The sequence below is a fragment of the Variovorax sp. LjRoot130 genome, assembly GCF_964253755.1.
GTDB lineage: Bacteria > Pseudomonadota > Gammaproteobacteria > Burkholderiales > Burkholderiaceae_C > Variovorax.
This window is the reverse complement of sequence record NZ_CAXURM020000001.1, coordinates 4,040,845-4,061,699: the sequence shown is the minus strand read 5'-3', so window position 1 is coordinate 4,061,699 and position 20,855 is coordinate 4,040,845. Positions and strand designations below refer to the sequence as shown.

At 68.4% G+C, this 20,855-nt stretch carries 26 protein-coding genes; 14 read left to right on the top strand and 12 right to left on the bottom strand.

What is annotated here, in order from left to right; translation table 11 throughout:
- Positions 1–12: 12 nt before the first annotated feature.
- Positions 13–480: a winged helix-turn-helix transcriptional regulator gene (locus ACSQ86_RS20305; RefSeq protein WP_093103004.1), complete on the bottom strand. Its 468-nt coding sequence runs from the start codon at positions 478–480 to the stop codon at positions 13–15.
- A gap of 99 nt (positions 481–579) precedes the next feature.
- Between ACSQ86_RS20305 and ACSQ86_RS20300 the strand changes: the two genes are divergently transcribed.
- The 8 genes from ACSQ86_RS20300 to rbsK all read left to right on the top strand — a co-directional run bounded on the left by ACSQ86_RS20300 (position 580) and on the right by rbsK (position 7,111).
- Entirely contained in the window at positions 580–1,890 is a 1,311-nt protein-coding gene (locus ACSQ86_RS20300) for a D-amino acid dehydrogenase (RefSeq protein WP_436304813.1), read from the top strand.
- A gap of 68 nt (positions 1,891–1,958) precedes the next feature.
- On the top strand, positions 1,959–2,738 hold the full coding sequence (locus ACSQ86_RS20295; RefSeq protein WP_436309488.1) for a FadR/GntR family transcriptional regulator: 780 nt from the start codon (positions 1,959–1,961) through the stop codon (positions 2,736–2,738).
- The gene (locus ACSQ86_RS20290) at positions 2,735–3,415 is read left to right on the top strand and encodes an amino acid ABC transporter permease (RefSeq protein WP_212733618.1); all 681 of its coding nucleotides are present in this window, start codon (positions 2,735–2,737) and stop codon (positions 3,413–3,415) included. Before ACSQ86_RS20295 ends, ACSQ86_RS20290 begins: the two co-directional genes overlap by 4 nt.
- A complete protein-coding gene (locus tag ACSQ86_RS20285) occupies positions 3,415–4,116 on the top strand; it encodes an amino acid ABC transporter permease (RefSeq protein ID WP_093103008.1) in 702 nt (233 codons plus the stop codon). Before ACSQ86_RS20290 ends, ACSQ86_RS20285 begins: the two co-directional genes overlap by 1 nt.
- Positions 4,091–4,852 carry an amino acid ABC transporter ATP-binding protein gene (locus tag ACSQ86_RS20280; RefSeq protein ID WP_436304810.1) on the top strand — a complete coding sequence of 254 codons (762 nt, stop codon included), beginning with the start codon at positions 4,091–4,093 and terminating at the stop codon, positions 4,850–4,852. Before ACSQ86_RS20285 ends, ACSQ86_RS20280 begins: the two co-directional genes overlap by 26 nt.
- 39 nt (positions 4,853–4,891) lie before the next feature.
- Positions 4,892–5,683 (top strand): transporter substrate-binding domain-containing protein, encoded by a 792-nt coding sequence (locus ACSQ86_RS20275; RefSeq protein ID WP_436304808.1) that lies wholly within the window; start codon positions 4,892–4,894, stop codon positions 5,681–5,683.
- A 25-nt stretch (positions 5,684–5,708) separates the two neighbouring features.
- Positions 5,709–6,158, top strand: coding sequence for a ribose 5-phosphate isomerase B (rpiB, locus tag ACSQ86_RS20270; protein ID WP_093103013.1), 450 nt, complete (start codon positions 5,709–5,711; stop codon positions 6,156–6,158).
- Entirely contained in the window at positions 6,155–7,111 is a 957-nt protein-coding gene (rbsK, locus tag ACSQ86_RS20265; protein ID WP_436304807.1) for a ribokinase, read from the top strand. The genes rpiB and rbsK overlap by 4 nt, the downstream gene beginning before the upstream one ends.
- 6 nt (positions 7,112–7,117) lie before the next feature.
- Here rbsK and ACSQ86_RS20260 read toward each other — a convergent pair whose 3' ends face one another.
- The gene (locus tag ACSQ86_RS20260; protein ID WP_436304806.1) at positions 7,118–8,023 is read right to left on the bottom strand and encodes a ketopantoate reductase family protein; all 906 of its coding nucleotides are present in this window, start codon (positions 8,021–8,023) and stop codon (positions 7,118–7,120) included.
- 138 nt (positions 8,024–8,161) lie between these two features.
- Between ACSQ86_RS20260 and ACSQ86_RS20255 the strand changes: the two genes are divergently transcribed.
- Complete coding sequence (locus ACSQ86_RS20255; RefSeq protein ID WP_436304805.1) at positions 8,162–8,539, top strand: nuclear transport factor 2 family protein; 378 nt, start codon at positions 8,162–8,164, stop codon at positions 8,537–8,539.
- A 3-nt stretch (positions 8,540–8,542) separates the two neighbouring features.
- Here ACSQ86_RS20255 and modC read toward each other — a convergent pair whose 3' ends face one another.
- Genes modC through modA form a run of 3 tightly spaced genes read right to left on the bottom strand, consistent with a single transcriptional unit; the run spans position 8,543 to position 11,062 of the window.
- Positions 8,543–9,616 carry a molybdenum ABC transporter ATP-binding protein gene (gene modC / locus ACSQ86_RS20250; RefSeq protein ID WP_436304804.1) on the bottom strand — a complete coding sequence of 358 codons (1,074 nt, stop codon included), beginning with the start codon at positions 9,614–9,616 and terminating at the stop codon, positions 8,543–8,545.
- The gene (gene modB, locus ACSQ86_RS20245) at positions 9,613–10,287 is read right to left on the bottom strand and encodes a molybdate ABC transporter permease subunit (RefSeq protein ID WP_436290971.1); all 675 of its coding nucleotides are present in this window, start codon (positions 10,285–10,287) and stop codon (positions 9,613–9,615) included. The genes modC and modB overlap by 4 nt, the downstream gene beginning before the upstream one ends.
- A 13-nt stretch (positions 10,288–10,300) precedes the next feature.
- Positions 10,301–11,062 (bottom strand): molybdate ABC transporter substrate-binding protein, encoded by a 762-nt coding sequence (gene modA / locus ACSQ86_RS20240; RefSeq protein WP_436304803.1) that lies wholly within the window; start codon positions 11,060–11,062, stop codon positions 10,301–10,303.
- A 57-nt stretch (positions 11,063–11,119) separates the two neighbouring features.
- Between modA and ACSQ86_RS20235 the strand changes: the two genes are divergently transcribed.
- Positions 11,120–11,875 (top strand): TOBE domain-containing protein, encoded by a 756-nt coding sequence (locus tag ACSQ86_RS20235; protein WP_436304802.1) that lies wholly within the window; start codon positions 11,120–11,122, stop codon positions 11,873–11,875.
- Positions 11,876–11,896: 21 nt separating this feature from the next.
- Here the strand turns inward: ACSQ86_RS20235 and ACSQ86_RS20230 are convergent, their stop codons facing one another.
- Entirely contained in the window at positions 11,897–12,364 is a 468-nt protein-coding gene (locus ACSQ86_RS20230; RefSeq protein ID WP_436304801.1) for a DUF1348 family protein, read from the bottom strand.
- A 96-nt stretch (positions 12,365–12,460) separates the two neighbouring features.
- On the opposite strand from ACSQ86_RS20230, the gene ACSQ86_RS20225 reads away from it, so the two are divergent.
- Positions 12,461–13,048 (top strand): TetR/AcrR family transcriptional regulator, encoded by a 588-nt coding sequence (locus ACSQ86_RS20225; RefSeq protein WP_436304800.1) that lies wholly within the window; start codon positions 12,461–12,463, stop codon positions 13,046–13,048.
- Position 13,049: 1 nt separating this feature from the next.
- On the opposite strand, the gene ACSQ86_RS20220 is transcribed toward ACSQ86_RS20225, so the two are convergent.
- Together ACSQ86_RS20220 and ACSQ86_RS20215 are read right to left on the bottom strand one after the other, a co-directional pair.
- Positions 13,050–13,400 carry an alpha/beta hydrolase gene (locus tag ACSQ86_RS20220; protein ID WP_436304799.1) on the bottom strand — a complete coding sequence of 117 codons (351 nt, stop codon included), beginning with the start codon at positions 13,398–13,400 and terminating at the stop codon, positions 13,050–13,052.
- A gap of 129 nt (positions 13,401–13,529) precedes the next feature.
- Entirely contained in the window at positions 13,530–14,276 is a 747-nt protein-coding gene (locus ACSQ86_RS20215; RefSeq protein ID WP_436309487.1) for a hypothetical protein, read from the bottom strand.
- Here ACSQ86_RS20215 and ACSQ86_RS20210 point away from each other — a divergent pair.
- Complete coding sequence (locus ACSQ86_RS20210; protein ID WP_436290978.1) at positions 14,260–14,565, top strand: hypothetical protein; 306 nt, start codon at positions 14,260–14,262, stop codon at positions 14,563–14,565. The two genes, ACSQ86_RS20215 and ACSQ86_RS20210, sit on opposite strands and share 17 nt — an antisense overlap.
- Positions 14,566–15,012: 447 nt before the next feature.
- The gene (locus tag ACSQ86_RS20205) at positions 15,013–16,731 is read left to right on the top strand and encodes a tannase/feruloyl esterase family alpha/beta hydrolase (RefSeq protein ID WP_436309486.1); all 1,719 of its coding nucleotides are present in this window, start codon (positions 15,013–15,015) and stop codon (positions 16,729–16,731) included.
- A gap of 9 nt (positions 16,732–16,740) precedes the next feature.
- Here the strand turns inward: ACSQ86_RS20205 and ACSQ86_RS20200 are convergent, their stop codons facing one another.
- Both ACSQ86_RS20200 and ACSQ86_RS20195 read right to left on the bottom strand, forming a co-directional pair.
- On the bottom strand, positions 16,741–17,964 hold the full coding sequence (locus tag ACSQ86_RS20200) for a DUF418 domain-containing protein (RefSeq protein WP_436309485.1): 1,224 nt from the start codon (positions 17,962–17,964) through the stop codon (positions 16,741–16,743).
- A gap of 34 nt (positions 17,965–17,998) precedes the next feature.
- The gene (locus ACSQ86_RS20195; protein ID WP_093103034.1) at positions 17,999–18,451 is read right to left on the bottom strand and encodes a carboxymuconolactone decarboxylase family protein; all 453 of its coding nucleotides are present in this window, start codon (positions 18,449–18,451) and stop codon (positions 17,999–18,001) included.
- Between the two features lie 162 nt (positions 18,452–18,613).
- On the opposite strand from ACSQ86_RS20195, the gene aspA reads away from it, so the two are divergent.
- Complete coding sequence (aspA, locus tag ACSQ86_RS20190; protein WP_093103035.1) at positions 18,614–20,038, top strand: aspartate ammonia-lyase; 1,425 nt, start codon at positions 18,614–18,616, stop codon at positions 20,036–20,038.
- 22 nt (positions 20,039–20,060) lie between these two features.
- On the opposite strand, the gene ACSQ86_RS20185 is transcribed toward aspA, so the two are convergent.
- Together ACSQ86_RS20185 and ACSQ86_RS20180 are read right to left on the bottom strand one after the other, a co-directional pair.
- Positions 20,061–20,351 (bottom strand): GYD domain-containing protein, encoded by a 291-nt coding sequence (locus tag ACSQ86_RS20185; RefSeq protein WP_436304795.1) that lies wholly within the window; start codon positions 20,349–20,351, stop codon positions 20,061–20,063.
- A 149-nt stretch (positions 20,352–20,500) separates the two neighbouring features.
- Entirely contained in the window at positions 20,501–20,833 is a 333-nt protein-coding gene (locus ACSQ86_RS20180; protein WP_436304794.1) for a thioredoxin family protein, read from the bottom strand.
- Positions 20,834–20,855: the final 22 nt, after the last annotated feature.

Below are 20,855 nucleotides of genomic sequence, written 5' to 3'. Positions count from 1 at the left end.
CCGCCCGAAGCCTCAGCGATCCAGCGGCAGGTACAGGCTTTCCTTGACCTCTTCCATCACCACATAGCTGTTCGACTCGGCCGGCACCGGCAGCTTCTTCAGCAGGTCGCCCAGCAGGCGGCGGTAGTCGCTCATGGCGCGCAGGCGCGCCTTCACCAGGTAGTCGAAGCCACCCGACACCAGGTGGCATTCCATCACCTCGGGCACGTGCAGCAATTCCTTCCTCACCTTGTCGAAGACGTCGGCCGACTTGGAGGACAGCGTGATTTCCACGAACACCAGGAGCGTCTTGCCGATCGCCTGCGGATCGATGCGCGCGTGGTAGCCGGTGATCACGCCTTCGCGTTCCATGCGCCGCACGCGCTCGGAGCAGGGCGAGGTCGAGAGGCCGATCTGCTCGGCCAGTTCGGTCATGGAGATGCGGCCCTGGCGCTGCAGGATGTCGAGGATCTTGCGGTCGGTGCGGTCGAGTTCGGTCATGGGCAGCAAAAAGCACTGGAACGTGTCGATATTTCAGTGGAGTTTATGGCAGATGAATGAATACGCTTGACCCTTCTCTCGCAGCGAAGGTGTCTTGCCATGAAAGTGATCGTTCTGGGCGGCGGTGTCATCGGTGTCACGACCGCCTATTACCTGGCCCGTGCCGGCGCGGAAGTGACGCTCGTCGATCGGCAGAGCGGCCCCGCGGAAGAAACCAGCTTCGCCAACGCCGGCCAGGTGTCGCCCGGCTATTCCACGCCCTGGGCCGCGCCGGGCATTCCCTTCAAGGCCTTGAAGTGGATGTTCCAGAAGCACGCGCCGCTCTCGATCCGACCCGACGGCAGCCTGTTCCAGCTGCGCTGGATGGCGGCGATGCTGAAGAACTGCTCGCCCGAGCGCTATGCGGTCAACAAGGAACGCATGATGCGCGTGGCTGAATACAGCCGCGACTGTCTGCGCGAGCTGCGCGCCGAAACCGGCATCAGCTACGAACATCGCACCCAGGGCACGCTGCAGCTGTTCCGCACGCAGGCCCAGCTCGACGCCGTGCAACGCGACGTGGCCGTGCTGCAGGAGTGCGGCGTTCCCTACCAGTTGCTCGATCGCAGCCAGCTGGCGACGGTCGAGCCGGCGCTCGCGCGCACGGGCGACCTGCTGGCCGGCGGCCTGCGTTTGCCGAACGACGAGACCGGTGACTGCCACCTGTTCACGCGCGCCCTGGCCGACGTCGCGCGCGGGCTGGGCGTGGATTTCCGTTTCGAACAAGACGTCGAAGGGCTCGCCACCGAAGGCGGCCGAATCACCGGCGTGCGCCTGGGCGGGCCGGCGCGCGAAGTGCTCACGGCCGATCGCTACGTGCTCGCCTTCGGCAGCTATTCGCGCGACTTCGCAGCCAAGCTGGGCCTGGACATCCCGGTCTACCCGGTCAAGGGCTATTCGATGACCGTACCGCTCGTCGACCCGGCCGCGGCGCCGCAGTCCACCGTGCTCGACGAAACCTACAAGGTCGCGGTCACGCGCTTCGACGACCGCATCCGCGTCGGCGGCATGGCCGAGCTCGGCGGCTTCGACCTGCGCCTGAATCCGCGCCGGCGCGAGACGCTGGAGCGCGTGATCACCGACCTGTTCCCCTGCGGCGACCTGCCGCGCGCCACTTTCTGGACCGGCCTCAGGCCGATGACGCCCGACAGCACGCCGATCGTCGGTGCCACGCCGTATGCCAACCTGTTCCTCAACACCGGCCACGGCACGCTGGGTTGGACCATGGCCTGCGGCTCGGGCAAGCTGGTGGCCGACCAGGTGATGGGGCGGCGGCCCGACATCCGCACCGACGGCCTGGCGATGGACCGCTACCTTTCGCCCGCGCCGCGTGGTCCTGTCGGCGCGTTGCCGAGCGGCGCCTCGGCCTGAGCCTTCGGGTTTTTCCCTAGAGGGATAGCCTGGATGCGTCGTGGTTTTGCCGCTGGTAAAACCACGGCATGACAAGAAAGATCCAGCCACCCTCGATCACGCGGACGCAAGAGGCCGAAGGCACCGGCTTCTCCAAGGTGTTCGCCTTCCTGCGCGACAAGCTGCTCGAAGGCAGCATCCGTTCGGGAGATCGGCTGGTGCCCGAACGCGAACTCGCGCTGCAGCTGGGCGTGAGCCGGCCCATCGTGCGCGAGGCGCTGCGCGCGCTGTCGATGATGGGCGTGGTCGAGATCCGCGAGCGCGTGGGCACCATCGTCCGCAAGCCCGACGTGTCGGTGCTCGGCGACTTCTTCGCGTTCTCGATGGCGCAGCAGGCCGACATCGTGGACGACGTGATGCAGGCGCGCATCGCGATCGAGGTGCAGGCCGTGCGCCTGGCCTGCCGGCACGCGTCGACATCCGACCTGGAGCGCATCGCCGCGGCGGTCGACCGGATCGAGGCGACAGTCGACGACTCCGAAGAGGGCAGCCGCGCCGACTACGAGTTCCACACCGCATTGGTGCGGGCAAGCCGCTCCGAGACCTTGATGCAGCTGTATGCCGCGATGTCGACGCTCCTGATGCGCTCGCACCATGAGCGCCGCGACGTGGTCGGCGGCGATCCGGCGGTCAAGCAGTACCTGGTCGAAGACCATGCGCGCATCTTTCAGGCGCTGGTCGCGCGCGACGAAGACCGAGCCGACCAGGTGCTGCGCAAGCACTTCAGCATCGGCGACGAATACCGGCGCAAGGCCGCCACCGGGCCTGCCGCGCGCGGCCGGCCGCCGACGCGCGAGGAGGTGGCGTGATCGATTTCGACTTCGGGGTCGTGCTCGAACGCTGGCCGCTGTTCGTCGAGGGCGCGTGGCTGACCGTGCGCCTGGCATTGGTCGCCACGCTCTCGGGCTTTGCGATCGGCACGCTGTGCGCGGCCGGCAGGCGAAGCAGCCACCGGCTGCTGGCGCGTGCCTGCGGCGCGTATGTGGAACTGATCCGCAACACGCCGCTCCTGGTCCAGATCTTTCTCGTCTACTTCGGCCTGTCGAGTCTCGGCCTGTCGCTGTCGGCGTTCACCGTCGCGGTGATCGCGCTCGCGGTCAATGCCGGCGCCTATGCGACGGAAATCATGCGCGCCGGTTTCGATTCGGTGAACCGCAGCCAGATCGAGGCTGCCGAATGCCTCGGGCTTTCGCGGCTGCAGGTGTACTGGCACGTCGTGCTGCTGCCCGCGATGGAACGCGTGTACCCGGCGCTGACCAGCCAGTTCGTGCTGCTGATGCTGGCCTCGTCGATCTGCTCGCAGATCTCGGCCGAAGAGCTCACCGCGATCGCCAACCACGTGCAGTCGGACACCTACCGGCCCTTCGAGACCTTCATCCTCGTCGGCGCCGCCTACATCCTGCTGTCGCTGCTGATGCGCCTCGGCTTCTGGGGTCTGGGCGCGCTGCTGTTCCCGCGCCGCCGCAGACTGGGCACCGCGCTGTGATGACCGGCACCGCGTTCAACGCCAACCACCTGCTGTTCCTGCTGCAGGGCGCCGGGTGGACCGCGATCCTCTCGCTCATCGCCTTCGTCGGCGGCGGGCTGTGCGCGTTCATCGTCGCGCTGGCGCGGGTCTCGCCCCATCGCTGGGTTCGCGCGGCGACGGGGCTGTGGGTCCAGCTGGTGCAGGGCTCGCCGCTCCTGGTCATCATGTTCCTGGCCTTCTTCGGGCTGCCGACCCTGGGCATCAAGGTCTCCGCACTCGCCGCGGCCGGCGTGTCCCTGACGATCTACGTGTCGGCCTATCTCGGCGAGATCTGGCGCGGCGCCATCCAGGCGGTGCCGCGCGCGCAATGGGAGGCTGCGGAATGCCTGGCGCTCGGCCGCACGCAGCGCATGTTCAAGGTCGTGCTGCCGCAGGCCGTGCGGCTGGCCACGCCGCCCACGGTCGGCTTCATGGTGCAGATCGTGAAGAACACCTCGCTGGCGTCGGTGGTCGGCTTCGTCGAACTCGCGCGCTCGGGCCAGATCATCAACAACTCGATCTTCGAGCCCTTCATCGTCTACCTCTTCATCGCGGCGATCTACTTCGCGTTGTGCTATCCGCTCTCGGTCTGGAGCCGCCGGCTCGAGCGCAGGGCCGTCGCGTCTCCCACTGCGGCGAAAGCCGTCTTCACCCATGACCCAGTCCTCGCCCAATCCTGAGCGCGCTTCGGCGCCGGTCGTGCGCCTGCACGACGTGCACAAGAGTTTCGGCGCACTGAAAGTGCTCGAAGGCGTCGGCTTCGAAGTCGGCCGCGGCGAGGTCACGGCGATCATCGGCCGCAGCGGCTCGGGCAAGAGCACGGCCTTGCGCTGCATCGATCGCCTCGAGCGCATCGACAGCGGCGAGATCGTGGTCTGCGGCCACCGCGTCGACGACGCGGGCATCGACCTCAAGGCGCTGCGGCTCGATGTCGGCATCGTGTTCCAGAGCTACAACCTCTTTCCGCACCTGACCATCGAGCAGAACATCATGCTCGCGCCGCGCTCGGCCAAGGGCGTGGCCAAGCCGGCGGCGCGCGCGCTGGCACACGAGGTGCTGGCCAAGGTCGGCCTTGCGGAGAAGGCGTCCTGTTATCCCGAGCAGCTCTCGGGCGGCCAGCAGCAGCGGGTTGCCATTGCGCGCTCGCTGGCGATGCAGCCGAAGGTGATGCTGTTCGACGAGGTGACCTCGGCGCTCGACCCGGAGCTCACAGGCGAAGTGCTGCACGTCATCGAGGACCTCGCGGCCGGCGGCATGACCATGGTCATGGTCACGCACGAGATGGCCTTTGCACGCAAGGTCGCGGACCAGGTGCTATTCATGCACCGCGGCAGGGTCTGGGAGCGCGGCGGCCCCGAGATCCTGTCATCCCCGCAAACCGCCGAGCTTCGGCAGTTCGTGGCCAGCGAGCTCTGAAGGCTGGCCTTCTTTCGAAAACATGGAGACAACACCGTCATGAAGCTTTTCCGTTCACTGCCCACCCTGTTGGCCGCCGCCTGCCTCACGCTGGCGGCTGCCGCGCACGCCGACGTGCTCGACGACGTGATGAAGGCGAAGAAGATCCGCATCGCAACGGACTTCTCGATTCCACCGTCCGGCATGCTCGACAAGGACCTCAAGCCGACCGGCTCCGACGTCGAAACCGCGCAGCTGCTCGCCAAGGACTGGGGGCTCGAACTGGAGTTCGTGCAGACCACCGGCGCCACGCGCATTCCGAACCTGCAGACCGGCAAGGCCGACATCGTGGTCTCGACGCTGTCGGTGACCCCGGAGCGCCAGAAGGTCATCGACTTCTCGAAGCCGTATGCGGCGCTGGTCTCCGTCATCGGCGCGCGCAAGGATCTGGCGATCAAGGACTGGCCCGACCTGAAGGGCAAGTCGGTCACCGTCACGCGCGGCACCACGCAGGACACCGAACTCACCCAGCTGGCGAAGGATAGGGAGTTCAAGGTGGTGCGCTACGACGACGATGCGACCATGGTCACCGCCGGCGTCAGCGGCCAGGCCGACATCGTCTCCACCTCGGTCACGATCATGAATCAGATCACCGCGAAGAACCCGCAACGCCCGTTCGAGCAGAAGATCGTGCTGCGCAATCTCGATCTCGCCATCGGCGTCAAGAAGGGCGAGGAGCGCATGGTCGCCAAGCTCAACGAGTGGGTCACGGCCAATCTCCAGAACGGCAAGCTCAACGCCATCTACAAGAAGTTCCACGGCAGCGATCTGCCCGCGAACATGCGTCCCTGATCATCCACAACCCGAAGAGGAATTCATGCGTCTCGTCATCGGTTCGGACCACGCCGGCTGGGTGCTCAAAAGCGCCGTGGTCGACCACATCAGGAAGCTCGGCCACGAGGTCGTCGACGTCGGCAGCCATGACGACCGACCGGTCGACTTTCCGGATGTGGCGCGCGCGGTGGCCGCCAAGATCGTCGCCGGCGAGGTCGAGCGCGGCATCATGGTGTGCGGCACCGGCGTCGGCGCGTCGATCGCCGCCAACAAGATGAAGGGTATCCGCGCGGCGGTCTGCCACGACGTGCATTCGGCGCACCAGTCGGTCGAGCACGACGACGTGAACGTCATGTGCATCGGCGCGCAGATCGTCGGCCCCTGGCTCGCCGCCGACCTCGTCACCTCCTACCTGGGGGCGCGCTTCGCGGCGGAGGACGAGGATTTTCGCCGCCGCGTCGAGAAGCTCCACCAGATGGACGCCGAGTCTTGAACTCCGACCACGCCACGCCCGAGGTCGTGGTGTTCGGCAGCCTCAACATGGACCTGGTGCTCCGTGTGCCGCGCGTGCCGGATGCCGGCGAAACCCTCGAGGCTCGTTCCTTCATGAGCAATCCGGGCGGCAAGGGTGCCAACCAGGCCGTGGCGTGCGCGCGGCAGGGCGCCCGTGTGGCCATGGTCGGTCGCGTGGGCGACGACGCCTTCGGGCGCGCCCTGAAGGCATCGCTCGAAGCGGACGGTGTGGAGACGCGCCATGTGGCCACCGATGCGGCGTCGACCGGCGTGGCCCTGATCATGGTCGACGACGGCGCGCAGAACCGCATTGCGCTGAGTCCCGGCGCGAACGCATCCGTCGGCACCGAAGACATCGGCCGGCTGCGCAACGCTCTCGCGGCGGCGCGCATCGTGTCGCTGCAGCTCGAAGTGCCCATGCCGGCGGTGTGCGAAGCGGCGGCGATCGCGCATGCCCGCGGTTGCACGGTAGTGCTGAATCCTGCTCCCGCGCAGCCGCTGCCTGACGCGCTGTGGCCGCTGGTGAGCATCCTCGTGCTGAACGAGACCGAGGCCGCGATGTTGAGCGGCATGACCGTCTGCGACACGGCGAGTGCCGCCCGCGCGGCCGATGCCCTGCGACAGCGCGGACCCGCTCACGTGATCCTGACGATGGGCGGCGACGGCGTCGTGTCCGCCAACGCCGAGGGCTGCCGCCACTTCGCGGCATTGGCGGTCCAGGCGGTCGACACCACGGCCGCGGGCGACACCTTCATCGGCGCGCTGTGTGCCGCGCTCGCGAACAAGGAATCCATCGATGCAGGCATCGCGCTTGGCATCCAGGCCGCGGCGCTCAGCGTGACGAAGGCGGGCGCGCAGGTGTCGATGCCGCATCGGCAAGACCTCGCGGCACTGCCTGCGGTTCCGCGGCCGAGCCCGGTGGCACTGGGCTGATGCGGCTCAGGCCGGGGCCTCGGCCGACCGTCCCTCGATCAGCTTCACCAGCGTGTGCAGCACGCGATTGGCCGGCGTCGCGATGCCCAGCGCTTCACCCTTGCGCAGCACGTAGCCGTTGAGGTGGTCGATTTCGCTGCGTTTGCCGCGCGCCAGGTCCTGCGCGGTGGAGGAGAACTGGGTTGGCATCGATTGCGCGATGCGCTCGACGGCGGCCCAGCTGTCGCCGGGCACGGTCACGCCGCTGGCCTCGGCGACGGCCAGGCATTCCTGCACCACGTCCCGCATCACGGCGTCCACGCCGACGCCCTGCACGAGCCGGCCGTAAGGCACCTGCGAGATCGCCGACAGCGCGTTGTAGGCGCAGTTGAGAATCAGCTTGGCCCACAGCGCGCCCGCCACGTTGTCGGAGATCTGCGTCGGCACGCCGGCCTCGATGAAGAGGCGCGCGGCCTCATCGCTGCGGGGCGACGGCGCGATGACCAGCTCGCCGCGGCCGTGGTGCTTCACGTGGCCCGGCCCCGCCATCTCGGTGGCGACATACACCACCGTCGCCGCGACCTGCTGGCGCAGCGCCGCCTGCAGCCGGTCGGCGTTGTCGACGCCGTTCTGCAGCGTGAGCACCAGCGCATCCGGCATCAGGTGCGGACCCATCTGCGCGGCAGCGCTCTCGGTGTCGGTGGACTTGACGCAGAACAGCACCAGCTGCGCGCCCTGCACGGCGCTGACTTCCGTGCTGGCCTCGATCGGCACATGCGCCTTGAAGGACTGCGTATCGAGCAGCAGGCCGTCGCGGCGTATCGCCTCGACGTGCTGCGCCCTGCCGATCAGCACCACCGAATGGCCGGCGCGCGCCAGCATGCCGCCGTAGTAGCAACCCACTGCGCCCGCACCCATCACCGCGATCTTCATGACCTGCTCCGAAAAAGTCCTCCCTGCATGGTAGTGCCGTTGCGCCCATGACCTCTCACGTCATCGACCCGCGGCGCGCTCGCGGGGACCATTCATTCACCCCGCGCCGTTGCGGGCCCTGAACAGAAAGGAAACGCCATGAACACCGCCGCCCCCGATGCCGCGCGCATTGCCGAACACTACATCGCCGTCTGGAACGAGACCGACGCCGAGCGCCGCCTCGCGCTGCTCGAAAGCCATTGGACCGCCGACGCGCGCTACGTCGATCCGATCATGCAGGGCAGTGGCCGCGCGCAGATCAGCGCACTGGTCGGCGGCGTGCACCAGCGCTATCCGGGCTTCCGCTTCAGACTCAAGGGCGAGGCCGATGCGCACGGCGACCACCTGCGCTTCTCGTGGACCCTGGGCCCGAGCGGCGCCGAAGACCTGATCGAAGGCACCGATTTCGTCCAGCTCGAAGCGGGCAAGCTGCAGTCGGTCACGGGCTTCCTCGACAAGGTGCCGGTCGGCGCCTGAGGCCTATTCGAGAATCGCGACGCCCTTGACCTGCGCATGCACGGCCGAGCCCACGCCAAGCCGCAGCAGCTCGGCCGACTTGCGCGTGATGCGCGCGAGCAGGCGTGCGCCGCCGAGGTCCAGCCCGACCATGACCTGGGCCGGCCCGTCTTCGGCCAGGTCGGCCACGGTCGCGGGCAGGATGTTGAGCACGCTGGTCGCGGCTTGGTGCTGCAGCGTGAGGCTGACGTCGCGCGCCTGGATGCGAACCCGCACCGCCTGCCCCACGCGCGCGCCGCTGTGCGGCAGGCAGAGCGTGCCGCCCGCGAACGCGAGCTGCGTCAGGCCGTAGGCGGCGTCGTAGCCCGTCACCACCGCGGCGACCACCGCACCCGCCGCATCGCCGTGCGCCAGCGGCAGGTCGAGCCGGGTCATCAACTCGTTGGCCGGGCCGCTCGCAGTCACGCGTCCGGCGTCGAGCAGCACCAGGTGGTCGGCCAGGCGCGCGACCTCGTCGGGCGCGTGGCTCACATAGATCACCGGCATGTCGAGCTCGGCATGCAGCCGCTCGAGGTAGGGGAGGATCTCGCGCTTGCGCTGCAGGTCCAGCGAGGCGAGCGGTTCGTCCATCAGCAGCAGCCGCGGACTGGTGGCCAGTGCACGCGCGATGCCCACGCGCTGGCGTTCGCCGCCCGAGAGCGTGTCGGGCCGGCGCGCGAGCAGGTGGCCGATGCCCAGCAGTTCCACCGCCTGCGCGAGCGACACGCGCCGATCGGCTGTGGCGACCCGCTTCATGCCGTATTCGAGGTTGCGCCGAACGTCCAGGTGCGCGAAGAGCCGCGTCTCCTGGAACACATAGCCCAGCGGCCGCCGGTGCGTGGGCAGGAACATGTCGCCGTCCTGCCAGGCCTCGCCATTGACCGTCACCTGCGCACCGGGTGCGCGTTGCAGCCCCGCGATGGCGCGCAGGCAAGTGGTCTTGCCGCAGCCCGAGGGGCCGAAGAGCGCGCTCACGCCGCGGCCCGGCAGGTCGAGCTCGACCTGGAGCGAGAAGCCGGGGTGGTCGACCTTCAACCGCGCATACACGCCATCGCTCATCGCCGCTGTCCCGTCGGATTGAGCACATAGAGCGCCAGCAGCACGAGGAATGAGAACGCCACCATGCCGGCCGCCAGCCAGTGCGCCTGCGTGTATTCGAGCGCCTCGACGTGGTCGTAGATCCGCACCGACACCACGCGCGTCTTGTCGGGGATGTTGCCGCCGATCATCAGCACCACGCCGAACTCGCCCACCGTGTGGGCGAAGCCCATCACGACCGCGGTGAGGTAGCCCGGCCGCGCGAGCGGCAGCACCACGCTGAAGAAGGAGTCGAGCGGCGAGGCCCTGAGCGTTGCCGCCGCCTCGAGCGGCTCCTGGCCGATGGCCTCGAAGGCGTTCTGGATTGGCTGCACCACGAAGGGCATCGAATAGACCACCGAGCCGATCACCAGCCCCGCGAAGGTGAAGGGAAGCACCCCGATACCGAGCCATTGCGTCAACGCGCCGATCGGCCCGTTGGGCCCCATCGTCACCAGGAAGTAGAAGCCCAGTACCGTGGGCGGCAGCACCAGCGGCAAGGCCACCAGCGCACCGACCGGCCCCTTCCATGCCGAGCGCGTGCGCGCCAGCCACCAGGCCAGCGGCGAGCCCACCAGCAGCAGGATCAGCGTGGTCAGCGCCGCGAGCTTCAGCGTGAGGACGATGGCGCCGAGGTCGGAGGCTGTGGGCATGCAGGATCGGCGCTCAGACGTCGTAGCCGAAGGACCGGATCACGGCCTTGGCTGCATCCGATTTGAGATACGCGATGAGCGCAGCGGCGGCCGCGTTGTCCTTGCCGCGGGCGAGCAGCACAGCGTCTTGCCGGATGGGGCCGTGCAGTTCAGCGGGCACGATCCAGGCCGAGCCGCTCTTGAGCTTGCCGTTCTCCCAGACTTGCGAGAGCGCGACGAAGCCGAGTTCCGCATTGCCGGTGGAGACGAAACTGAAGGCCTGCCCGATGCTCTCGCCCTGCACGAACTTGGGTTCGAGCTGTGCCAGCAGGCCGAGGCGCGTGAGCGTTTCCACCGCCGCCGCTCCGTAGGGTGCGAGCTTGGGCGCGGCCAGCGCGATGTGGGCGAACTTCGTGCTCCTGAGCACCTCGCCCTTGGCATCCACCAGATCGGGTTTGGCCGACCACAGCACCAGCTTGCCGGTGGCGTAGGTGAAGCGACTGCCCGGCACAGTAGCGCCTTCCTTGTCGAGCTTGGCCGGCGTCTCGTCGTCGGCCGCGAGGAACACGTCGAAAGGCGCGCCGCTCTGGATCTGCGCATAGAACTTGCCCGTCGCGCCCGAGGAGAGCACGGCCTTGTGGCCGGTCGTCTTCTCGAACTCGGCGGCGATCGCCTTCATGGGCGCGAAGAAGTTGGCCGCGACCGCGACCTGGACTTCCCCCGCCTGGCTGACGAGCGACGCACCGAGCGTGAGCAGCGTGGCGGCGGCGAGGCGAAAGGCGAGTGGGAGCTTCATGGAGCGCTATTCATCAACGGAATAGCGCGAGTGTAGAGCCAACGGCACAATCCGCGCATGGCATCTCCCCGTTTCGGCGACGCGCTCGGCCATGGCATGAGCGACAAGCGCATCGACATCCTGCGCGGCATCGGCCGCACCGGCAGCATCTCCCAGGCCGCGCGCGAGGCGGCCGTGAGCTACAAGGCGGCCTGGCAGGCGGTCGCCACGCTCACCAACCTGGCCGGCGTGCCGCTGGTGGCGCGCGCGGTGGGCGGCGCGGGCGGCGGCGGCGCCGTGCTCACCGCGCACGGGGCGCAACTGCTCGAACTGGCGGAGGCGCTGGATGCGGCGCGCCGTGCCGTTCAGTCGCGGGCAGGCGCCAGTGCCGGCACGGCGGCGGCGCGGCTCTCGATCCGCACCAGCATGCGCAACCAGCTGCCGGCGATCGTGGCCGCGCTCGAATCCACCGGCCGCATCGTGCGCGTGCACATGAGGCTCGGCGGCGATGCGCAGCAGCCCATCGCCGCGCGCATCACGCAGGAGAGCGCGGAACTGCTGGGGCTGGCAGAAGGCATGCCGGCGATCGCGCTGTGCAAGGCGACCGCGGTACGCGTGGAGCGCGTTGCGGCGGCGCGAAGGACCCGTGGCAATCAGCTCGGCGGCCTGGTGCAGGGCGCGGCGCGCGGCGAGGATGGCGACGAGATCGCGATCACGCTCGACAGCGGCCTGCAACTGGTCGGCTTCGCGCCGGCCGGCTCGGGGCTGCGCACGCGGCAGCGCGTGGTGGCCACCATCGACGAAGCGGCGGTGGTGGTGGCGCTGCCGGGGTGAGGGCGAGGGCCTGAACAGGCCCTAGAGTCCGAGGTCGCTCAAACCCGGGTGATCGTCCGGCCGGCGGCCCAGCGGCCAGAAGAACTTGCGTTCGCTTTCCTTGATCGGCAGGTCGTTGATGCTCGCGTGGCGATGCGTCATCAGGCCGTGCTCGTTGAATTCCCAGTTCTCGTTGCCGTAGCTGCGAAACCAGTTGCCGGCGTCGTCGTGCCACTCGTAGCCGAAGCGCACGCCGATGCGCGGGCCGCCGAAGGCCCACAGCTCCTTGATCAGCCGGTAGTCGAGTTCGCGCGCCCACTTGCGCTCGAGCAGCGCCTGCGCGGCCGCCCGGCCGACCGGGAACTCGGCGCGGTTGCGCCAGCGCGTGTCTTCGCTGTAGGCCAGCGCGACGCGGGCCGGGTCGCGCGAGTTCCAGCCGTCTTCGGCCAGGCGAACCTTCTGGGTTGCGGTTTCGAATGTGAAGGGGGGCAGGGGCGGGCGTCTTTCCATGGCGGCGGGTTCCCGAGGGGTGATTGGAAGAAGGTAGACAGAGCTGTCTACGTCGCCAGTCTAATGCACGTAGACAGACCTGTCTACAATGGCGTCATGCCAAGCCCCGTCGCTCCCGAGCTCAAGGACCGCCCTGCCAACGAGCGCATCCTGCTGACCGCGCACGACCTGTTCTACCGCGAAGGCATCCGCGCCACCGGCATCGACCGCGTGATCGCCGAGTCGGGCGTGACCAAGGTCACCTTCTACCGCCACTTCCCGAGCAAGAACGAGCTGATCCGCACCTTCCTGGCCTACCGCCACGAGCGCTGGATGACGTGGTTCGTCGATGCGCTGGAGCGCCACGGCGCGAAGCGCGGCAAGGGCATCGATGCGCTGGTGCCCGCGCTGCGCGACTGGTTTGCGGATGCCGGCTATCGCGGCTGCGCCTTCCTCAACAGCGTGAGCGAGCTCGGCGGCGCCTTGCCGGAGGTGGTGGAGATCGCGCGCAGCCACAAGCGCGACATGACGGCGGAGATCGAGAAGCTGCTGCCGCCGTCGCGCCAGCGCGCGAAGGACGCGCAGCTCATCGCGCTGGCGGTCGACGGCGCCATCGTTCACGCGCAGTTCGACGAAACGCCGGACGCAGCGCTGAAGACGCTGGACCGGCTCGTGAAGCTGCTGCGAAGCAGCGGCGAAGCCTGATTTACAGGCCGGCCTGGCGCGTGAACGACACCTTCGGCTTCTTGTAGGCGGCCGGCACCTCGTCGCGATAGAAGGCACGGCGATCCAGGCTCTCGAACGGGTCGTGCGCCTTGGCGACCGCCTCCGCGCGAATAGTGGCGCGGTCGGCGGTGGACGTGAAGGTCTGCGCACCGGCGCTGGCGCCATCGGCGTACTGATTGCCGGCGCGTGCGGCGGCGACGCCTTCGGCGGCCACTTCCGAGCGGCTGGCCGCCGAGGTCAGGGTGTGCACGCCGTCATAGGTTTCCGCTTGCGCGCCGGCGGCGGCCACGAGCGAGAAGGCAGCAGCGGCGATGATCTTCGAGGCATTCATTTCGGTTCCTTCAAATCGGTTGGTTGGTGAGATGAAGTGTGGGTGCGAAGGCCCTCGAAAAAACGCCGCGAAAAGAACCGCGGCGTTTGCGACTTGGAAACAATGGGACGCGCGGTCCCTCGAGCGGCGCTACCTGGCGCGAGGCGCGCGGACCGGATTGGCCAGCGGTCCGGGGCCGATGGCGATCGGCGGCCCCGCGTCGTCGGCGGCCCATGCGGGCGCGCGGGACGAGCTGACGAGTGGGCCTGGACCGGGGACGACCGGTGGTCCCGGGTCGTCGAAGGTCGGTGTGGTCGCGCGAGAAGAGCTGACCAGCGGGCCGGGACCCGGCACGACCGGTGGACCCGGGTCGCGCAGCAACGCCGGTGCGGATACCGAGCCCACCAGCGGTCCGGGACCGGGCGCGATCGGCGGCCCCAGGTCGTCACGGTTCCATGCCGGAGCGCGCGCCTGCCGCGGGGCCATCGGCGGATTCGCGCGAGTGCGCTCCGAGAGCGCGGCGGAGCGAGAGGGGGCGGCTGGTGCCGCCGAGGATTTTTCTTCGTTGGACTGGGACGGCGCCGCAGCGACGGGCGTTGCAGGTGCAGCGGGTGCAGGTGCAGCGGGTGGTGCAGCGGCAGGTGCAGCGGGTGCAGCGGGTGCAGCCGCGACGGGCACAGCTGGCGCAACGGGTGCAACGGGCGCAACGGGCGCAGGCGCCGCGGCCTGCGGCGGTGCTGGTGTCGATGCTGGCGCTGGCACCACCACTGCAGCTTTTTCCGATGGCGGCGCCTTGGCTTCAGGTGCCGCCACCGCCGCGTTCAGTTTCGGCCACCACGACGGTTCCGCGACATCGCGCGTGACATACAGATACCAGCCGATGAAAACCACGCTCATGGCCAATGCCGACAGTAACAGGCGAAGCCAGAAGGCTGCCGTCTCGGCCGGCAGCAGCGCCAGCGAAGCGGCGCGGGGCCGCGAAAACGGCGCGTCCAAGGGGGACATCGGCGCGTCGAATGGCGAGATCGGCGCGGCGCGGCTGGTCTTGACGGCATCGAGGGCCGAAGGGCCGGTCGGCATGAAGCCGGGCAAGCGGCCCGCGCAGCCGCTGCAGAACATCGCCTTGTCGCGGTTCCGGCTTCCGCAAGTCCTACACACCACCGACATGAGCAAACTCCCTGAATAGCAAACAGTACCTCCGCACTGTCCACACCGGCAGCCGTCTGTCTGTCAGCCGTTTCCCACGCAGCGCTTCGGAACGCGCGCGTCTTCGCCGCGTTATTTGCACAGCTTATGGATCCAACAGCCGGTTGCGGCCTCAACTGAACAGAGAAAGCAACGCGTAGAGCGCCGCGAAAAACCAGTTCACTGCCTTTGCCGCGTCCGCGTTCTCCTTCGGCTGTAGGCCGCCGCTTCTCGCTGGCCGGTGGATTCGTCCTACGCTCGAAGACTTGTTTGCAGCGCATGACGCTTCAGACGCGCTGTCGCGGCTGCCGGGATAGAAGCGGGAGACATCATGCAAGCAAACAGCCGATTCGATTTGCGGACGAAGGCGCTGATTCGCGCAGCGTGCATCGCGGCTGCTGCAGGGCTCGCAGGATGCGGCGGTGGAGGCGGCGGTCATGGCGGCGGCGTGGTCTTCCCCCCGGGCCAGACGAAACTGAGCTGCGACGACTCGATCAAGAGCGCCTTCAAGCCGGATGCCAACACCAGCGTGCTGCTGGTCAAGGCCTTCAAGACAGGCGACCCGCTGCTCTTGTCCGGCACGCCGACGCCCACCACACCCACGGCGACCACCGACGTCTGCGTGGTGAAACTGCTGGTCGGACCGGGCAACTCCGGCCCGGCGGATGCCCCATCGACCTCGCTCGGCATCGGCATCGAAGTCTGGCTGCCCAACGAGGCGAAGTGGAACAAGCGGGTGCACGTGAAGGGCGGCGGCGGCTGGGCCGGCGGCGTCCACACCTCCTTGACGGCGCTCGCGGGCGTCACGGGCGGCAGCGCCGGCGCGCCGGCGGAAACCGCGATGGTCGAAGGCGCGGTCTCGGCCAGCACCGACACCGGCCATGCCAACACGGCCAACGGCGGCTCCTTCGCGATGAAGCCGGACGGCACCATCAACACGGCGCTGTGGAGCGATTTCGCCCAGCGCGGCATCCACGAGATGGCGGTCAAGACCAAGGCGCTGGCCGCCGCTTTCTACGGCACGCCGGCCAGGTTCGCCTACTGGAACGGCTTCTCCACCGGCGGCCGCCAGGGCCACATGGAGGCGCAGGCAAATCCGGCCGACTTCGACGGCATCCTCGCCGGCGCGCCGGCCATCAACTGGACCAAGTTCATCACGGCCGAGCTGTACCCGCAGATCGTCTACCAGCGCGACCTGGGCGGCGTGCCGCTCACGCAGGCCCAGCTCACGCTGATGGGCAATGCCGCCATCAACGCCTGCGACGTGGTGAACGGGCAGCATCTCGGCTACATCCCCGACCTCACGCAATGCCGCTACGACCCGCTGCTGGACGCCAGCGTGCTGTGCGCGAGCAGCGGCGGGACGGGCCCCGCCGGCAGCTGCGTCACGGCCGCCCAGGCGCTGGCGATGAACAAGATCTGGTACGGCCAGACCAGCAACGGCTCCGTGCCTTCGCCCTCGGCGGACAACGGCTTCGCGACCTCGCCCTCCGCCTCGGCCAACCAGCGCTGGTACGGGCTCACGCGCGGCACCAACCCGATCGGGCTCGCGGGACCCACACCCTTCACCATCGCGAGCGACATGGTTGCGCTCGAGCTGCAGGACCCGACCTGGGCCCAGCCCAACTTCATCAACGCGACCGGCAACGGCGTGGACCGGTGGAAGACGCTGTCTTACGCGAATCTCTCGAACGCCTTCGACCAGGGCGTCGCCCTGCAATTCGCGTTCGCCAACATCAATACCGACGACCCGGACCTCGGCCGTTTCGCCTTGCGCGGCGGAAAGATGCTGGTCTACCACGGCCTGGCGGACACGCTGATCCCGCCGCAGGGCACCATCAACTACTACACGCGGTTGTCGGATCGGATGGGCGGCGATGCAGTGGTCCGCAACTTCTACCGGCTCTTCCTGGTGCCGGGCATGGCCCACGGTTTCAGCAACGGCACCACCAACGCGGCCGCGAATCCGCCGCTGCCGACGATCAACCTGCTCTACACGGCGCTCACGGCCTGGGTGGAGGGCGGCAACTCGCCGGAGCGCATCGACATCTCGGCCCCCGCCAGCGGTGGCACGCCGGCCAGTTCGCGGCCGATCTGCATGCATCCGACCAAGGCGACGCTGACCGGCGGCGATCCGCGATCGGCGGCTTCGTACGTCTGCTCCTGAACAGAGGCCCTAGCGCCGCGGTAGCTCCGACGTCCTGCGCATCGCCGGCCAGGCGCCGACCGTGAAAGCGCGCAGCGCCCATTCCACCGGGCCGTAGCCGAAGCGGCGCAGCCACAGGCGGCTGGCCGCCAGCTGGCCCGCGAAGATGATCGACGCGATCAGCACGCAGGCCGCCGGCGAGACGCGGCCCATCCAGCCCAGCCCGTAGGCCGTGAAGATCAGCGCGCACAGGAGCGACTGCATGAGGTAGTTGGTCAGCGCCATGCGCCCCGCGGGCGCCAGCAGCCCGGCGATGCGCATGCCGCCCGCGCCCTCGAACAGCATCATCGCCATCCCGACATAGGCGGCGCTCAGGAAGGGCGCGGTCAGGAGGCTCGCGCCCAAGCCCGCGATCTCCCAGCCCGAGCCGACCCCGTAGACCGTGGCCGTTGCATAGAACAGCGCGCCGGGCAGGCCCACCGCCAGGCCCCAGACGGCCAGGCGTCGCCAGAGGCCGCGGTACCGGTCGTGTTGCGCGAACAGGTGGCGCTTGCCGGCCACCAGGCCGAGCATGAACATGGCCAGCGCGCATGGCCCCTGGATCAGCACCACGATCCACCAGGTTTGGCCCAAGTCCCGCAGGCGCTGCGCGACCACGGTGGCCGGCGTGCCCAGCCAGGCCTGCTGCGCGGCGCTCGCGCGGGCCATGGTGCTGGCGATGTCGGCCGTCTCGCCGGCGAGGAGCTGGAGTCCGCCCAGCGAGGCCAGGATGGCGGCGGGCAGCAGCGTGAGCACGCAGGCGAGCACCGTCGCCTGGGCGTCGGTCCGATGCCGCAACCGGAGCAGGATCAGGCCCAGCACGGCATAGGTGCAGAGGATGTCGCCGTGGAACAGCCAGACGGCATGCGCGGCGCCGATGAGCCAGAGCCCGAACAGGCGCCGCAGAATCCTCGGCACGAAGGCCTTGCCGCTGCGCTCGGCCGCGTTCATCTGCAAGGTGAAGCTGTAGCCGAACAGGAAGGAGAAGAGCAGGTAGAACTTGGTCTCGAACAGGCAGGCCACGAGCCACCGCACGGCGCGGTCGATCGGCCGGGCGAAGGCCGGGTCGGGCACGGCCATGCCGAAGTAGGCCGAAGCGAAGGTCGCGATGTTGACCATCAGGATGCCCAGGAGCGCGAAGCCGCGCAGCGCATCCAGGTGCAACAACCTCGGTGGCTGGAGCGCGCGGGCCCCGTATGAAGATGCGTCGACCATGACGCATCCTAGAGCCCGCGCTTGACGAAAGTGACTACACCTTCTCAGGCACCGGATTGCGGAAGCTCACGTTGAGCAGGTTCCAGGCATTGATGACCGCGATGGTGAAGCCGAGTTCGACGATCTCGACGTCGGTGAAGTGCGCCTTCAGCCGCGCGAACTCCTCGTCGCTCGCGTCGCTGTGCGGCGTGGCGTTGACGAGCTCCGCCCAGCGCAGTGCGGCGCGCTCGCGTTCGCTGAAGAAGGGCGCCTCGCGCCAGCCGGCCAGGGCATTGAGATGGCGCGGATCGATCTCCTGCCGGATCAGGTCGCGCCAGTGCATGTCGATGCAGTAGCCGCAGCCGTTGATCTGCGAGAGCCGCAGCAGCACGAGGTCGACGAGACGGCTGCCGAGCGCGCCCTTGTGGACGGCGGCAGAGGCGTCGAGCAGCCCCTGGAAAGCCTTGGGCGCGAGTTGATGGTAGGGAAGACGGGCGGTGTGAGCCATGAAAAGGTCCTTGGTTGCATCAGGACGGCCGCCCCATGCGGCCTTCCATGCATTCAAGACGCAGGAAGGCCTGCGTTTGTGACAGCGGTGGGAGTACGCTGTTGCGGGCGCGACCCGATCCGCCGACCATCGCCTTCAATTCCATTCACCGAGGAACAAGCCATGAGCCAGAAGATGCGCATCGAACACGACCTGCTGGGTGATCGCGAGGTGCCCGACGAGGTCTACTACGGCGTCCATACGCTGCGCGCCAAGGAGAACTTCCAGATCTCGGGCACGACCATCTCGGCCTACCCGGAGCTGGTGGTCGCGCTCGCCTCGGTCAAGCAGGCGGCCGCCGAAGCCAACACCGAGCTGGGCCTCCTGCCCGCCGAGCTGCGCGACGCGATCGTCGCGGCCTGCAAGGAAATCCGCGGCGGCGCGCTGCACGAGCAGTTCGTGGTCGACGTGATCCAGGGCGGCGCCGGCACCTCGACCAACATGAACGCCAACGAGGTGGTCTGCAACCGCGCGCTCGAGATCATGGGCCACCGCAGGGGCGAGTACCAGTACCTGCATCCCAACGAGCACGTCAACATGGCGCAGAGCACCAACGACGTCTACCCGACCGCGATCCGCATCGCCACCTGCTTCGCGATCGAAGAGCTGCTCGCGGCCATGGAGCATCTGCGCGAAGCCTTCGACGCCAAGGCCAAGGAGTTCGCGCACCTGCTGAAGATCGGCCGCACCCAGCTGCAGGACGCGGTGCCGATGACGCTCGGCCAGGAGTTCTCGACCTATGCGGTGATGGTCGAGGAAGACATCGCGCGCCTGACCGAGGCCTCGGCCTTGATCCGCGAAGTCAACCTCGGTGCCACGGCCATCGGCACCGGCATCACCGCGCATCCCGAGTACGCGGGCAAGGCGCTGGCCGCGCTGCGCGGCATCACCGGCCTCGACCTCTCCACCGCACCCAATCTGATCGAGGCGACCCAGGACTGCGGCGCCTTCGTGCAGCTGTCGGGCGTGTTGAAGCGCATCGCGGTCAAGCTGTCGAAGACCTGCAACGACCTGCGGCTGCTCTCCAGCGGCCCGCGCTCGGGCTTCGGCGAAATCAACCTGCCGCCGATGCAGGCCGGCTCGTCGATCATGCCGGGCAAGGTCAACCCGGTGATTCCGGAGGTCGTCAACCAGGTCGCCTTCGAGGTGTTCGGCAACGACCTGACCGTGACCTTCGCGGCCGAGGCCGGGCAGCTGCAGCTGAACGCTTTCGAGCCGATCATCGCGAGCGCGCTGTTCCGCAGCTTCAAGCACCTGACCAACGGCTGCATGACGCTGGCCGACCTCTGCGTGAAGGGCATCACCGCCAACCCGGACCGGCTGCGCGAGAGCATCGAGCGCTCGATCTCGCTGGTGACCGCGCTGAATCCGATCATCGGCTACAAGGAAGCGACCGAGGTCGCGGCCGAGGCCTTCGCCAACGGAACCAACGTGCGCGAGGTGGTGCTGCGCCGCAAGCTGATGACCGAGGCCGAGCTCGAAGACGCGCTGCGCCACGAGGTGCTGACGCAGCCGCGCGCCTACGAGAAGGCGCAGAAGGCCGGCTGAAGCGGCTTTCTGCGCGCGCGCCTCACGGCATCAGGCCGATGATCTTCTTGATTTCCGAGGCCGAGTAGGCGCGCAGCGTTTGCGAACGCACATTACCGAGCGAGCCGACGCTGAGCAGCGTGGCCATCGCCGCTTCGTCGCTGCCTTCGGTCGTGACCACCAGGTCGTAGCTGCCGGAGGTCCAGTGGATGCTCTTGACGTTCAGGCCCAGCTTGCTTGCCAGGGCCGTGAACGCCTCGGCGCGGTTCGGCGACTCCTTGACATTGCGGATGCCCTGGTCCGTGAAGTTGATGAGCGAGATGTAGGTGGCCATGGCGCTTTCCCTCGTTGCAGGTGGAGGCCTGGCCGCCGCGGCCGCGGCACAAAGCCCTGGAGGGGATGACATCGAGCCGCGATCCCCGGAGACGGATCGCTGAAACTCAATATAGGCGGCGTGCCCGCCGAAGTCCATTCAGCAACCGTTCATCGCCGAGCGGAATGGAGGAGCTCCCCGAGCTCGCGCCGGATCGCATCCGCGCTGTCGGGCCGCACCAGGCGCGCCAGTTCCTTGCCGTCGCGCATGAAGATCAGCGTCGGCCACAGCTTGATGCCGAAGGAGCGGCCCAGCGGCCGGCCGCTGGCGTCCTCGATCTTGAGGTGGCGCAGCGGCGGCACCTCGGCCAGCGCCTTGGCGAGCAGCGGCTGCGCCATCTTGCAGATGCCGCACCACGGTGCGCCGAATTCGATGAGCGTGGGGCCGGAGAGACTGTCGACTTCGCTGCGGGAGGGCTCGACCGGGGCGTAGGAATCGTTCATCGCCCGGATTTTGCGTCGGCCC

Coding starts and splice junctions, on each gene's coding strand:
- ACSQ86_RS20305 (WP_093103004.1), bottom strand. CDS start 480: ATGACCGAACTCGACCGCACCGACCGCAAGATCCTCGACATCCTGCAG.
- ACSQ86_RS20300 (WP_436304813.1), top strand. CDS start 580: ATGAAAGTGATCGTTCTGGGCGGCGGTGTCATCGGTGTCACGACCGCC.
- ACSQ86_RS20295 (WP_436309488.1), top strand. CDS start 1,959: ATGACAAGAAAGATCCAGCCACCCTCGATCACGCGGACGCAAGAGGCC.
- ACSQ86_RS20285 (WP_093103008.1), top strand. CDS start 3,415: ATGACCGGCACCGCGTTCAACGCCAACCACCTGCTGTTCCTGCTGCAG.
- ACSQ86_RS20280 (WP_436304810.1), top strand. CDS start 4,091: ATGACCCAGTCCTCGCCCAATCCTGAGCGCGCTTCGGCGCCGGTCGTG.
- ACSQ86_RS20275 (WP_436304808.1), top strand. CDS start 4,892: ATGAAGCTTTTCCGTTCACTGCCCACCCTGTTGGCCGCCGCCTGCCTC.
- rpiB (WP_093103013.1), top strand. CDS start 5,709: ATGCGTCTCGTCATCGGTTCGGACCACGCCGGCTGGGTGCTCAAAAGC.
- ACSQ86_RS20260 (WP_436304806.1), bottom strand. CDS start 8,023: ATGAAGATCGCGGTGATGGGTGCGGGCGCAGTGGGTTGCTACTACGGC.
- ACSQ86_RS20255 (WP_436304805.1), top strand. CDS start 8,162: ATGAACACCGCCGCCCCCGATGCCGCGCGCATTGCCGAACACTACATC.
- modC (WP_436304804.1), bottom strand. CDS start 9,616: ATGAGCGATGGCGTGTATGCGCGGTTGAAGGTCGACCACCCCGGCTTC.
- modB (WP_436290971.1), bottom strand. CDS start 10,287: ATGCCCACAGCCTCCGACCTCGGCGCCATCGTCCTCACGCTGAAGCTC.
- modA (WP_436304803.1), bottom strand. CDS start 11,062: ATGAAGCTCCCACTCGCCTTTCGCCTCGCCGCCGCCACGCTGCTCACG.
- ACSQ86_RS20235 (WP_436304802.1), top strand. CDS start 11,120: ATGGCATCTCCCCGTTTCGGCGACGCGCTCGGCCATGGCATGAGCGAC.
- ACSQ86_RS20230 (WP_436304801.1), bottom strand. CDS start 12,364: ATGGAAAGACGCCCGCCCCTGCCCCCCTTCACATTCGAAACCGCAACC.
- ACSQ86_RS20225 (WP_436304800.1), top strand. CDS start 12,461: ATGCCAAGCCCCGTCGCTCCCGAGCTCAAGGACCGCCCTGCCAACGAG.
- ACSQ86_RS20220 (WP_436304799.1), bottom strand. CDS start 13,400: ATGAATGCCTCGAAGATCATCGCCGCTGCTGCCTTCTCGCTCGTGGCC.
- ACSQ86_RS20210 (WP_436290978.1), top strand. CDS start 14,260: ATGAAAACCACGCTCATGGCCAATGCCGACAGTAACAGGCGAAGCCAG.
- ACSQ86_RS20215 (WP_436309487.1), bottom strand. CDS start 14,276: ATGAGCGTGGTTTTCATCGGCTGGTATCTGTATGTCACGCGCGATGTC.
- ACSQ86_RS20200 (WP_436309485.1), bottom strand. CDS start 17,964: ATGGTCGACGCATCTTCATACGGGGCCCGCGCGCTCCAGCCACCGAGG.
- ACSQ86_RS20195 (WP_093103034.1), bottom strand. CDS start 18,451: ATGGCTCACACCGCCCGTCTTCCCTACCATCAACTCGCGCCCAAGGCT.
- aspA (WP_093103035.1), top strand. CDS start 18,614: ATGAGCCAGAAGATGCGCATCGAACACGACCTGCTGGGTGATCGCGAG.
- ACSQ86_RS20185 (WP_436304795.1), bottom strand. CDS start 20,351: ATGGCCACCTACATCTCGCTCATCAACTTCACGGACCAGGGCATCCGC.
- ACSQ86_RS20180 (WP_436304794.1), bottom strand. CDS start 20,833: ATGAACGATTCCTACGCCCCGGTCGAGCCCTCCCGCAGCGAAGTCGAC.